8 protein-coding genes are annotated in these 13,402 nt (G+C 46.2%); 4 read left to right on the top strand and 4 right to left on the bottom strand.

The window, feature by feature from the left end; all coding sequences use genetic code 11:
• The first annotated feature begins 288 nt into the window (after positions 1-288).
• The 4 genes from O3276_RS05475 (at position 289) to sstT (ending at position 4,544) form a co-directional block, all read left to right on the top strand.
• Entirely contained in the window at positions 289-840 is a 552-nt protein-coding gene (locus O3276_RS05475; protein WP_269674734.1) for a hypothetical protein, read from the top strand.
• Between the two features lie 13 nt (positions 841-853).
• Positions 854-1,390 (top strand): hypothetical protein, encoded by a 537-nt coding sequence (locus O3276_RS05470; RefSeq protein ID WP_269674733.1) that lies wholly within the window; start codon positions 854-856, stop codon positions 1,388-1,390.
• Between the two features lie 135 nt (positions 1,391-1,525).
• On the top strand, positions 1,526-2,839 hold the full coding sequence (locus O3276_RS05465; protein WP_269674732.1) for a protein kinase family protein: 1,314 nt from the start codon (positions 1,526-1,528) through the stop codon (positions 2,837-2,839).
• Between the two features lie 454 nt (positions 2,840-3,293).
• Positions 3,294-4,544 carry a serine/threonine transporter SstT gene (gene sstT, locus O3276_RS05460; protein ID WP_269674731.1) on the top strand — a complete coding sequence of 417 codons (1,251 nt, stop codon included), beginning with the start codon at positions 3,294-3,296 and terminating at the stop codon, positions 4,542-4,544.
• A gap of 230 nt (positions 4,545-4,774) precedes the next feature.
• On the opposite strand, the gene O3276_RS05455 is transcribed toward sstT, so the two are convergent.
• From O3276_RS05455 to O3276_RS05440, 4 genes are all read right to left on the bottom strand, one after another.
• The gene (locus tag O3276_RS05455; RefSeq protein WP_269674730.1) at positions 4,775-7,252 is read right to left on the bottom strand and encodes a hypothetical protein; all 2,478 of its coding nucleotides are present in this window, start codon (positions 7,250-7,252) and stop codon (positions 4,775-4,777) included.
• Positions 7,253-7,256: 4 nt separating this feature from the next.
• Positions 7,257-9,347, bottom strand: coding sequence for a hypothetical protein (locus O3276_RS05450; protein ID WP_269674729.1), 2,091 nt, complete (start codon positions 9,345-9,347; stop codon positions 7,257-7,259).
• A gap of 63 nt (positions 9,348-9,410) precedes the next feature.
• Positions 9,411-9,650, bottom strand: a complete 240-nt coding sequence (gene tnpA, locus O3276_RS05445) for an IS66 family insertion sequence element accessory protein TnpA (RefSeq protein ID WP_269674728.1) — start codon at positions 9,648-9,650, stop codon at positions 9,411-9,413.
• A 265-nt stretch (positions 9,651-9,915) separates the two neighbouring features.
• Positions 9,916-13,401, bottom strand: a complete 3,486-nt coding sequence (locus O3276_RS05440) for an ankyrin repeat domain-containing protein (protein ID WP_269674727.1) — start codon at positions 13,399-13,401, stop codon at positions 9,916-9,918.
• Position 13,402: the final 1 nt, after the last annotated feature.

Genomic DNA, 13,402 nt, shown 5'->3' with positions numbered 1-13,402 from the left:
GATAAAATTATCTGAATAAAAATAGGTATGTGGTTGTTGTTGTTGATCGTATTGAACGACATTATGTTTATAAAATATTCGGGCTATATTTCACAGCGGGCGTTGACAGATTAGGCAGCCTCATCTACATAAATATATTACTTATTTTCTCCTTCAGTAATCTGCACGTTTGTTTCTTATTTGCTCTTCAGGTTCATTATGAAAGCGTGTATTCCCCTGACCGTTACCTTACTTTTGTGTTTCACTCTTCCCTCTGCATTTGCCGAAGAATGCTCGGGTATTGCAGCCATGAGTTTTGAAAAAAAGGAACAAGCCTTCATGGAGTTGAAAAAGAGCTTTATCGAAACCCTGAAGCCGTCGGAGCACCTGGATCAGATTCGCAAACTGGCCACTAATCCCTCGCAGTTAGATGAAGTGGGTGATCTTACCCTGCGGAGCCTGCCTGGAACCGTTCGAGAACATTATCCAGAAATACCTGAAACCGTTCTGGATGACTTTACCGAGCAAATTGAAGAGCTGGAGAGAGTCGCGGACTGTTTTCACTTTGGTAAACGAAGCAAAGGCTCTCTAATGAAGCTTCGTTATCGCAAAGTCAAAGAAACCGACAGCCCCTACATTGGCTTCCTGTTACCAAAGGAGCAGGGTCAGCCCCGCAAAGTGGAAATTGCCAGTTCTTCATCCTGCCAGGATAAACACTGCGATTTCACTGTGAAGAACGTCGATGATCTGGACAAAGATATCATCCTGCTGGTTCATCGCCCTGCCCGACTCAGTACTCCAGTTATTCATACAAAACCCATCGTTGACCCCAAGACCGATACTACGAAAACGCCTGCCTGAGCGTGCCTTTCTCTTGGAACTGGACCTGAAAAAAGTCGTCAAGCATTTTTTCAGCACGCCTGAAATCTATATGCACCTCACTTACTACAATAGCGACCAACCGATTCGTGAAGATACGATTGAAATTCCCTGGGCGAAAAAAAAAGGTGTTAATGAGGGCAATACTGAGCTGATCATCTGGTTGGATGCAGACTCTGTTCAACTGACTCTGATGGAAAATGACTCAGAAATACCCTTTAGACTTATTGGCAAAATCCTCAGCAGGATTGTAAAGATTGGATTGCAACTCGCCGGTGCCTTCCATCCTGAAATAGGCCATATCCAGAATGCACTTGGTATTCTCAGTAACCGCTCTTCAACCGAAAGTGCCGATTTTTATCATGCCCTGGACAGGATGAATGCAGACGACATGCTGGATACCGTTCGCCTCCAGAGAAATAATTTAAATACTTTTGTACCCATGAAATCAGGGGTCGCCAAAATGGTATTAAAGCCTGTCTACACCTCCAAAACAGGTATGAGTGATGAACTTCATAACTCATTTAATTGATGAGGTTTCCTTGTCGGTCTAAAGCCATGAGGCAATTCTGATCACCACAGCTTCTTAACCATGACATCACTGTTTATATCAGATTGAGCTATCTTTAACTGCCTGACAATAAAAATGCCATAAAGGAGTTTATTGATGTCCCTGCCAGTTGTTGAGAATGCTTCTGCGCTGCAATTTCCTGCGGTCGTGTTGGATGAAAAGGGTGAAGTTGGCAGTGCATTCAAATATCGTATTGTCCACCGTGTCGATAATTTGATTATCAAACTGCTTGAACAGAGACCTGAGTGGGAAACCTACGGGGTTTTCAGGAAAGCGAGCAGGAATGATATGGATTCCGACGAGCGCTGGCAGGTTACGCTGCTGAACTCCCTGAATATCAGCAGTTTTGGCAGGGCCATCACCATGGAGCCACAACGATATTCCTGGTTTGCCCGGGCGGGGCAGGTATCGGTCAAGGGGGCGGATGGCGAAGGCCAGCCAGTGGGGACGTTAATGCTGCTCAATGACCAGAACGTTAAACTGCTTAATGACGCTGGCAAGCCCCATCGGCGGAGCCTTTCTTTTCCGTCTGCCCCGGAGGCAGAAAGGCTGGATGAGTTAATCCATCAATTGCTGGAGATGGTCTCCACCACCGCCCGGCAACATCATATTTATGGATGGGGAATAAAGGGGTTGCCCAGGCTGGCTGACGCCGGGATTGCTTCCTCGGTAACCGGGCCGTGGCCACTGCTGGAAAGTCTGGCAGAGTCCTACATTGAGCAATGTTTGTCGAAAGGCGCTGTTCTCGGTGATGTTATCCATGGTCTGAGCCAGGTAGTGGATACCCTGGCAAACCTGCACGAACGGGGAGTGGCCCACGGTGATATCCGTCTGGAAGGGCTTCGGGAGTTTTCAGGCTGGCTGGGTCCGGGCCTGCCGGAGCGTTTCAGTCGGGTGGATGTGGCACCGGGGCCGGACACGCTGGGCAGAAAACGGTTTATTTTTTACAACAATGCCTGGCAACCGCCAGAGCTGCGCTTTCCCGGCGTTTTTGCCAACCCTGAGCAACCGTTTGCCCCCTGGCAATATACCTCCGCTACCCGGGAGGGCGATATCTGGTCTTTTGGTGTAATGCTGGCGGTTATCGTTTATGCCACTGTTGGCGAAGGGGAGTGGTTTAAAGCGGATGAAGGTTTGCAGCTATCACTATTTGACTATATGAAAACCACTGAGTTGTACGATTGTACAAAATTGGAGCAGGCTGTGGACCGGACTACGGGCTTCCTGGCCAATAACAAGAGCCTGTTGGCACTGAATATGCCGTCCGTTCCGATAAGTATTTCGTTGACTGAAGACGATCGGAATATGCTGGCACCGCTGATTCGTCTGATAGGCCAGTGCACCCGGGCAGACCCGCAAACGCGCCCGACGGCAGAGAATGTTAAAGAGCAGCTGAGTCAGCTGGTTTAAGCCATGGGGCAGGACGTGTTGTTTTTCAGAGGGATTTTAGTGTCGAGGGATTACAGGAACAGCGCACTATCAATATTTGCCGCGAAATAGCGGAGTCAGGAGCTCCGCTGGTGGTATCACCACGACGTTTCTTATGTCCCAGACGACTTTTGGTTTCTCTTCCAGTTTGCTTTTTCCGTGACAGTCCTTGACGGGTTGCAGCTCAAAGATGGTTTTCGGGACTAGAATCTGTCTCATTTCCGTGCTCTGGTGTCTGTTTCGGTAGGCAACAGGATAGATGCGATTGATATAATTGATGCAAAAAATTAAATCTGAAGTTTATCCTCAGTACTGTGATACTATTTTTACGTAATTCCCGCAGGCCGGTAATACTCTTACTGCGCGGGAATTTCGTGAGGCAGATGTTATAAATTGTTGACTGATAAAAACTTGAACGTAGTACAGCGGGTAAATCATGAGTCAAGCGCAATCATTATATGACCGAATGGCTAACACCAGCCTGGTTCTCAGGATTATTATCGGTATTGCCCTGGGTGCTGGTCTGGCGGTTGTTTCGCCGGAAACTGCGGTGGCCATCTCTTTTCTGGGCTCCCTGTTTGTCGGGGCCTTGAAAGCGGTAGCCCCTGTGCTGGTATTTGTACTGGTGGCTTCTTCCATTGCCAACCAGAAACAGGGGCAGCACACGAACATGCGGCCGATTGTTTTTCTTTATATTCTTGGTACCTTGGCAGCTTCTTTTGTTGCGGTATCCATGAGTTTTCTTTTCCCGGTGACCTTGACGCTAGTGACCAATAGCGGGGGAGCCCTGCCTCCGGAAGGGATTATGGAGGTTCTCCATACACTGCTGTTTCAGGTTGTGCAGAACCCTGTTGAAGCTCTGCTGACAGGCAACTTCATTGGTATTCTTGCCTGGGCCATCGGTTTGGGCCTGGCATTGCGTCATGGCAGTGAGTCTACGCGGGTTATGGTGCATGACCTGTCCATGGCGGTTTCTGCCATTGTACGCTTTGTCATCCAGCTGGCTCCCATCGGTATTTTCGGGTTGGTTGCCAATACCATTGCCCAGACCGGTTTTGGGGTGCTGGCCGGTTACAGCAAGTTACTGGTGGTTCTGATCAGCAGCATGTTGATGATCGGGTTTATCGTTAACCCATTGATCGTTTACCTGAAGATTCGTCAGAACCCTTTCCCCCTGGTGCTGCGCTGTATCCGGGAAAGCGGTGTGACGGCCTTCTTTACCCGCAGCTCGGCAGCCAATATTCCGGTGAATATGCAGCTGTGTAAAAGCCTGGATCTCCACGAAGATACCTACTCAGTGTCCATCCCCCTCGGGGCTACCATCAATATGGCAGGTGCCGCCATTACCATCACCGTAATGACGCTGGCAGCGGTTCATACACTGGGTATTTCCATTGACCTGCCAACCGCTTTGATGCTCAGTGTTGTTGCTGCTGTTTCTGCCTGTGGTGCTTCCGGTGTGGCCGGTGGTTCCTTATTGCTGATCCCGCTGGCCTGTAGCCTGTTTGGTATCTCTAATGATATTGCCATGCAGGTTGTTGCTGTCGGTTTTATTATTGGCGTGATTCAGGATTCTCTGGAAACGGCGTTGAACAGTTCTACTGATGTCGTCTTTACGGCGGCAGCATGCATAGCGGCTGAACGCAAGGCGGCTGCCCAGGCAGAGCCTCCGTCTGTGAGCGTTTAGGAACTGTCCTGAAATAACTTCCACATCCGATGTTGTCCAGTAAAGAAAAAAACTTGCCACGGAGTCACTGAGGCACGAAGAAAAGAAAAAATCTTTTCCTCAATGACTCCGTGTCTCCGTGGCGAAAAAGAGGAAGTTATTCAGGGACAATTCCTTAATCATCGCAACATAGTCAACCAGATTGCCCGATACAAAGAACGGCCTGTTTGAATCAGCGGGTATCGGACAGCTTATGAGGTCAGGAGGTCTTTGCCTGCTTCCAGGGCTTTATAAGTGCATCCTGCAGGCGGTGAGTCGCTGGTTCGAGCCGATGGCAGTGTATAGTCAATTGACCAGGGCAGGCTGGCTTTTTCCAGTTCTCTGATTTGCAGCTCAAGATGAGTTTTGAATAATGGGTCTTGGCTCAAGTCGGGGATGCTGCTGGCTGAATAGTTTGTTTCGCCTTTAAGGCAGTCATGTAACGCCCGCCGGGTGACCATTTTCATTCTTGCTTCCCGGATCTGTTCCTCCTTTTTTAACTGTTGCTGTTCACACTTTTGCCGGGATTTTGCCATTATGACTGTTGTTGTCAGCTGATCTGGCAAGTGCGCCATGGTTGTTTCGCTGCAGTGGTGCGGCTTCTGATGAAATGGTTGATCGTCAGCCTTGTCTGCCCCCAGTGATAAAGACTTAAGTTGTCGCATATGCAACAGTTTAAACAGGTACTCTCCTTTGTGAAGATCAATATGATAGTTTTCAACGGTATCCATAATTGCCTTGATATTTTCTCCGGGGCAGTCAGTCCCGCAGGAATGCTCTAAAAATGCATTGATTTCCTGTTCAAGGTTTATTAGCTGGTAGGGAAACAGTGCTGCATCCAGTGGTGGGAAATACAGACGGGCTAACTGTTGGTTGAAATCAGCAAGGTGATCCGGATTGGCTGATATATCATCCGGGTCCCTGAGCGCATTTTCCACCAGTGCTTTTGCCCGGACAAAATGGAGGATGTGTTGTGCGTCTCTTGCAACATCGGACTGACACTTTTCCCGAACCGTTGACTTGATACGTTGCAGCATCTCTTCTTTATAATGCAGCTGGTGCCAATACTTGCTTAATTCTATTAGAAGCTGGTTTTGTTGCCAGTCCTGCCATCCACTCAGTACCTGTTCTCTGACTTCTGACATTTTGGTCAGGGTATCTTTACTGATCTGGTGGGCTTGCTGTCTTGCCTCAATGGCCCTTGGGCTGTCTTTGGCAAAGGTTCGTTTCATCTGTTCTGAAATGGTTTCAGACAGTGATGTCCAGACTTCATCCAACCCGTTATAGCGTCGGGCGACAAAGCAGCTGCTGCCAAAAAAGGTAATGATCCCGATACAGGCTGTTGTTAGCCACGGGCTACTCAACAGAAGAACAATGTTAAAGACATTAACCAACAAAATGGCGGCAGTGGTAACCACTGACGACACGCCGAGAATGCCTGCCACCTTTTTCCGCTCTGCTGCTAACTCACTGCGAGCTGCAATACTGGCTGGGTTGGCTTTGGCGTTGTTGATTTTCTCCTGGTATTTATCAAAGCGCATAACCAGCGGATCCAGCACAAAACCCAAAACATTACCAACGACACTGGTGCGTCGGCCAATATGATGGGCCAGTCTGACGGTTGTCTCCGGAGCCATGGCGGCAAGGCAGTCAGAGGTCAGCCCCAGGGTCAGGCTGGGCATTAAATCCCGGGCACAGCGCAGGTTATTCAGCAAGCGGAAAATCGCCGGCTTCATCTGGCTGAGACAGTGTCTGGCAAGATAGGTGGATAATACATTCTGTGCGACTTTTTTAGCTTTATTGATCAGGGTATCCAGACTATTGCTTAAAAATATTTCGATCACTGGCAGTCCGGTATGAAACGCGGTAATCATGTCCCGGAGCAGCTGGAACCGTTTAATCACCGTAGCCATTTGCGGATTTTCCAGCGGGTTAACATCCAGTGGCTGTGGTTTATCGCCGGAAAACAGTGAAGCCAGGGCATGACCGCGCATGCAGATCTCAATGCTTTCAAGCAGGCCTGTTACCGATGTGTCCTGCCCAAGCAGGCTTTTCAGCTGAGGCATCAGGAGTGCAAAATCACCCCACATTACCCGAAAAAACTTTGGGTTTTGTTGGGCTACTTTCAACATTGTACCCAGAGTGTCGGTTATTAAGGAGTGGATTGGATTGTCGGCAGAGAACAGTGACGATATCAGCCCTTTGCCTTCTTTATAAAGAAAGCCCAGTGCATTGGGCAGCCCTGATGCGTTTAATCCCTTCATCAGTTCGCCGGCTTTCTGGCAGATGGTCCTGCTGGCTTGTGACCCCCAGTTAAATACATCGCCAAAGAGCGTTTTAAATTCTTGATAAGGGTCATAATTCAGTAATTTTAAATACCGCTTGCGATACAACTCGGCAATGCTGTCTTCAATGCTTTCTTCTTCCTTGCGGATAAAATTCAGGTAGCTGAGATAGTATGCATAGGAGTCCGGGTTCAGTGGCCGCAGGCCAATGCTTTTTCTGGATTTTGCCAATTGCCAGAGCACATCAATATTCTGCTCGAAATGTTCACAGGGCAGTATGCCGTCAGGCTCATCCTGGTCGATCAGGTGAATCAGAAGCTGCTGTTGAGCATAGGTCATATCGTAGTAGCACTGCATCCAGTGCAGGCAACTGTCGTAGTTGTCATCCTGTTCAGAGCGGTTCATTGCATCAATGAATTGTAATGTGGCCAGGTAAAAAGACTGCTCGGGGGTATTGCTGTTTTGTGCCAGTACGGAGCGTATACGATCCGCAGCGGGGGGCTTGAGAAAAAAACACTGTGGAAACAGGCCCGGTTGGTTTGGGTGTGATTGGGTGCTCAGAAAATGGTGAATTAACCGGGCAGAAACCTGTTGTTCGATATTGGCAAGGCGGGCTGTTTTTTTTTTTTTCGGGGGGCGACTGGTTTTTTGCAGGGGTCAGTAATCGAAGAATAAGGATATGTTGTCGTTGATCCATCAAGCTTGGCAGACTGGCTTCAGCTGAAGGTGATTTAAGCTCATGCTCAAGGCGTTTGGCATGGAGCCAGCCGATCTCGTTGTCCAGTTGCATTGCTATTTCTGGCATAAGATCCTGCCTGGTCAGGCGACTGAATAAAGCCTGAACACTCTCTGCTGTGCACCCTTGCTGATCAGTCGCCAGGGCCAGTTTAGCCGCCTTTATATGCCTTATGCCGCGATACCGTTTTACGTTCAGGCAAACCAGATAAGTCAACACTTTTAGTATGGTTTCAGGTTGTTTCCGGATGTAGTGATTAACTGTTCTCCTTTTGCAGGTGTCTGTTCCGGAAACGGGTACTTTGACTGGTGGGAGCTGTATAAGCTCGTTAAGAACGGTTTGAGCGGATTTTTCCAGATGATAGTTTGCCAGACTCCACATAGCCCCCCTTAAGATGATTTCACGCTCTTTGCACTGGTAGCCCAGCGGTCTCAGCCAGGTAGTGGGCTTAAGGGGTTTTGGGTCTTTAAGTTGATTACCTTCGACGTTGTCAATGGCGGTGGCTAACTGCTTTGACGACAGCCTTCCTTTTTGTACCAGGAAGTCGGCATCCATTTTTGCTTCCAGGCAGTACACATTGTATTGACGCTCAAATGTTCTCAGATTCTTCAACATCGCGAGCTGGCACCTGACATTGTGCCGATCACGTTCAAGGTCGTTGAGATTTTCTCTCAGGATTGCCAGGTTGGTTGCCAGGGTGTCCCTGAATCCAGTACGGTTTTGCATCCGGGATTTTTGGAGTTGTTCGAAGGTCTCTATTGAGGTGCTGCCCAGCTTCGCAAGCCGACTTTTCAGAATCTCAAGGGCAGTTTCAGGGAATAAAATAAGCAGGGCCTGTAAGATGCCGTGTGGATAGAGAGCAATCATCAGTTCAGGCTGGTCATCTTCCCCATCAATGGCAATGTTGCTGGGATTGCCATAGGTGTGTGGTGAGAGTTTTACGACGGGCAGTGACTGTTGGTAGATTTCCTGCAGTTCTGCTGATCTGTGATGTGTCTTATGGACGACGCTATCTTTTTTGTGGGAAGTGTCTGCCGTTTTACTGTCGCTTTCTTCCGACTCATAGGGTGTGCTGGAACACTCTTTTTCGGGTTGAACACTATTGGCTTGCGCTTTGCTAACGGGTTGCCCCCTGCTGTTCAGATCACTGTCGATGGCATCGACATCTATGGGCAACTCAATGTCTTGATCCTCCTCATATTCTTCACTGAAGCATGGCATATCAAGATTGATATGATCCAGGGCCTCTGAAGGTGTCAGCAGGACGGCATTGGCGAGTTTTTTTATGCCCGACAGAATATACTGCGCCGTGGAATGCCAGTAAGAGTTTTCTGCTTCTATTGGTGCCTTGACGCTGTCTTGTTCACCCACAGCCAGGCCAGCTTGTGCAATTGATGCATCCGCCGTGTTTTCTTTGACTGGCCTGTTCCGGGGTCTGATGGTTTCAGCCTCAGACTCGCAGCTATTCAGTGTGCAGGTGCTGTCGCCAGAGCGGGTGTCTCTATCTGTTGTTGCCGGTTTTCCTGACTTCTTCCTGTTTAACGACGGTGTTTCTCTGTCTGAAGACTCCAGGCTGTTCCGGGATGAGTCGGAGCAATAGCTGATCTGATCGAGCTGAACCGGTCGTGTTTGACGGTGGTGAATAGGGGTATTGTTGAAGTCCGGACATTCACTGATATCTGCTGTTTTAAGAAGCTGCCGGGGTGAGTCTGTATTAACGGGAGTGTTTAGGGGGAAATACGACGATGCAAGTACCGACTGCATTATTTAGCCTGAACGTTGAAAAACTTTAACCAACTGTTCAGACCCGATGGGGAGATGATGGTTTCATCTGCTTATTGTAAATGTTTTGGCTGTTTTAAATTCGAACCAGTCAGAGTCTGGTTGCGCTGGTTGATCAGGCCTTTCGGTTGCCTGCCTTAGTTTGCGCTTCCACAATGTGAAGGTGGACAGGCAGATATTGCGCGAATGGCAAAAAGCTTTCTGGCTGACGCCGCTTTCCCGCTGTTGATCGATGAGGCCTTGCCACTGTTCAGAAGTGCGGCGGTTAGGTTGTTTTTGATTCACGGCTCGCTCCTGTTTTTGAAACAGGGGCAAGCGTGGCAGACAGATGATGGGTTTTGAAGACGTCCTTAAATAAGTGCTTACGCAGGGAACACAGAGGATAGACAGGGTAGCATCAAGTCTCTGCCGTTCATCCCTGCGGACGCAGGGAACACTTCATGGTTGGGTGTCCTTTTTTGCCTTCATATGTACATCTCATGCTATCGCCCTGACCAAAGAACCGGTTTTTATTTTATTACAGACTAACCGTTTCATAAAAACTCTAAAGTTAAATTTCAAAAATAATCTTCAATGCTGCAGATAGATCTTTGAACTCTACACGGCTGCCAGTTGAGTTGATCTGTAAACGGTCGGGGCTGTCTGATGACTCAAACCGGTCAAATTCAATTTGAATTTTCTGATCACTCTTGATGTTATGCAGTAAATTGATGGGGCCACTGCAAACCTTAAAATTCTTTTCTAACAACAATGTGTCAATATCATCAGTTTCGTTGAGCCTTTTTAATTCATTGCGAATTTTGTTGATGACGCTATCGAATTTTTCGGATGCTATTTTTTCAGGTTGTTCTTCTGCTGCGCTACTAATATTTTCCTGTATTTTTTCTGCGGTGTTAACAACTTCCTTCTGAAGTTCCTTCTGAAGTACCTTCTGAAGTTCCTTCTGAAGTTCCTCCTGAAGTATTTTCTTAGTAGTGTTAACAGCATCAGAAATTTCCTTAAGCAAGCCTTGTAAATCCGCATGTTCAATAATTGCCCCAATATCAATAAAGTCTAGTGGTATTCCAAAAGTCTCTATACTGATAGCATCTATAATTGCAGCTACGAAAAATTTGCGCACCATTTTTACCAGATCACAATCATCCAGACGTAACTTTATATTCACACTGACTCTGGCTTGTGATTGCTCTTTTTTGTCAATACTTTTTGCCGTAAAATGCAATCTTTCATATTTATTCAAGAATTCAATAATTTTATCTTTGGTGCCTTCAATATGGAAAGGATAGCCATCCAGTGGTAAATTATTATTAAGTTCAAATCCAGGCTTAAATTGTATGGGAGTGTAGATTTGTTTCCAGTCTTCAGGATTTGTGGAATTGGGGTTTCCTCTAATTCCGGAATAGCCGAAAATTGCATCTTCATGGCTGCCTTTAATAATTTTACCAAAAAAATCCTTTGCTAAAACAACATAGGAGTTAACTTCAGGGCAAGGGATAAAGATGGAATTCAATTCTGGATGCTTTTCTTTAATAATTTTACCAAGGTCTACAAGGTCTATATCTACTTGATCATTTTTAAATACTTTTTCTTGATAGCGAATAGAACCATCTGATAAGTCAACTGGATTACTTTGACTGTGAGTATTTTCATTTTGGTCGTTGGTCTGACAGGCTTGTCCTTCATATTTGTTGAGATAATACTTGACTTTATCTTTGCGTTCGCAGTCGTTGAGATTATTCCAGTCCTCCTGCAGGGCCTCTTGGCAAACAGGATGTTTAGCCAAATCCAGGGGTTTATTGTTTTGCTTATCCTCAGCATTGATATTAACTCTGTTGTTTGGATGGCCTAGCAACCTTAACAGGCAATAAATATTGTCTGCCTCGGCAGCCAAATGTAATGGTGTCTTGCCTTCGTTATCTGGGAGATTAACCTTTACATTATCGAAGGTGAGTATGCTATTAAGACAATCTATATATTCTTTAACCTGCTGAGGCTGAGAACTATTGTCGTTCCGACATTTATAGTTATAGTGGTTCCAACATTTATCTATAACGACATAGTGCAAAGAGGCCATACCACTACTCTGAACTCTTTGATTGATCTTTATTCTGCTGTTGTAACCCTCATCAGCAAGCCATTGCAGGACATCGTTTTTGCCATAAGCTGCAGCATACAGAAATAAACTCGAAAGCTGTTCATTTTTTTGCTCATTTTTTTGCTCATTTTCTAGCTCATTTTTTAGTCCTATAAATTTGATCAGTTCTTTCAGGCAATCGTTATTATTGTCATTATGAATGGCGAGAAGCAGTGGTGAAACCCCATGTTTATTTTTAATAAGGATATTTTCATCTTTAATTAATTTTTTTTTGGGGATCTTTTTCAGAAATCTTAAATTACCGTGAAAAGCTGCATAGTGCAGTGGAGTATTATCGTCCTTGTCAGGTTCCTTAATATCTCCATAATAATTGTAATCGTTCAGCCAATTAACTCTCTTCTCTGATATGGCTATACGATGCAGTAGCATTATACTTTTGTGATTTTTCACATGGACATCAGCATTTTTCTTTATCAGCTCTCTTACGCATGCATCAGAATTTGTTTGAGAAGCCAGGAGCAGTGGCGTGTCGCCATTTTCATCTTTAGCATTGATGCATGTTAATTTTTTGTCTTTCTTCAGTAGTAACTGAAGACAATCACTGTGCCCATTCTGGGCTGCATAGTGCAGGGGTACCCTATTTTTATGATCTTCAAGATCGATGGAGTTTGCCAAGATCCCTTCCTTTTTCGCTTTCTCCAGAAATTTTTCCAAGTATTTTTTGTTGCCTTTTTCTGCAGCGTAGTGCAGGAGTGTTTTACCGTCTTTTTCGTCCTGCTCCCCCAAGCTTATGTTTTTGACCAGTTCCTGTGTACTTGTGCTGTCATAATTTTTATCGATGGCTAATCGCAGTGCATGATTGCGATTTGCAGGCGTGATATCCTGAAGTTTCTTGAGTAATTCAACCAAGCATTTCTCATCTTTGTTTAAAATTGCATTTAAAATTGCATAATGTAGCGCTGTTTTTTCACTGTTGTCAGTTTGGTTGATATTCCCTTTAGAGCTTAGATGTTCCAAACATTGTGAGTGGCCCTGTTCAGCTGCATAATGCAGTGCTGTTTTCCCACTGTTGTCAGAGTGGTTGATACCCGCTCCTTTATCGATTAGATATTTCAGACATAGTTCATGGCCCTGTTTAGCTGCATAATGCAGTGCTGTTTTCCCACTGTTGTCGGAGTGGTTGATACCCGCTCCTTTATCGATTAGATATTCCAGACATGGTTTATGGCCCTTCTCAGCAGCATAATGCAGTGCTGTTTTCTCACTGTTGTCAGAGTGGTTGATACCCGCTCCTATATCGATTAGATATTTCAGAATTGGTACATTGCCCTCCTCAGCAGCATAATGCAGCGCTGTTTTCCCACTCTCATCAACGTCTTTGATCTTTACATTCCCAGGGATCAGATATTTCAGCAGGCATTCCGTGCTGTCTTTCTCAGCAGCATTAGCAGCCAGAGCATCTCTGTTTTCGCTAAGGGTAGAGGAAGTACAGAATTTACCATTAACAACCGGTGATGCGCCTTCATTCAATGGCTTTTTACGAGAGTCAACCGCAGTTTCACTGTCAGTCGGGACAGGGTCGTTAGTAACAACAGAGCCAGCCTGAGCTGTTTTATCAGCTTTATCAGTATCGTCGAGCTTTATGTTGGTTGTGGGCGTACTGTTGCCTTTTTCATGATCGGCCAGGGAAGCAGTAAACTCTTTAAATACATTGACGGTCTTTGTGTAGCCTTTATCAGTAGCTATTTGGAGAGCCGTCTTGTTATCTTTATTCCTGATTTTGTCAAGGGCCGGGGCAATGGTCAGCAATACCTTGACGGTCTCGCTGCTGATAGATTCGACAGCTTTGTGAAGAGCCGACGTGCCATCTTTCCAGGCCAGGGTTTCATCTTTTTTCATAAAGACTTCGACGATCTTTGCCTGGTTACGACGAACAGCCATG

Origin of the sequence: Endozoicomonas sp. GU-1, assembly GCF_027366395.1 — a bacterium.
Classification (GTDB): Bacteria; Pseudomonadota; Gammaproteobacteria; order Pseudomonadales; family Endozoicomonadaceae; genus Endozoicomonas.
Note: the sequence above shows the minus strand (reverse complement) of the source record. Positions and strands in the feature narration are given on the sequence as shown.

Coding starts and splice junctions, on each gene's coding strand:
- O3276_RS05440 (WP_269674727.1), bottom strand. CDS start 13,401: ATGGCTGTTCGTCGTAACCAGGCAAAGATCGTCGAAGTCTTTATGAAA.
- O3276_RS05475 (WP_269674734.1), top strand. CDS start 289: ATGAGTTTTGAAAAAAAGGAACAAGCCTTCATGGAGTTGAAAAAGAGC.
- O3276_RS05455 (WP_269674730.1), bottom strand. CDS start 7,252: ATGAACCGCTCTGAACAGGATGACAACTACGACAGTTGCCTGCACTGG.
- O3276_RS05450 (WP_269674729.1), bottom strand. CDS start 9,347: ATGCAGTCGGTACTTGCATCGTCGTATTTCCCCCTAAACACTCCCGTT.
- O3276_RS05465 (WP_269674732.1), top strand. CDS start 1,526: ATGTCCCTGCCAGTTGTTGAGAATGCTTCTGCGCTGCAATTTCCTGCG.
- sstT (WP_269674731.1), top strand. CDS start 3,294: ATGAGTCAAGCGCAATCATTATATGACCGAATGGCTAACACCAGCCTG.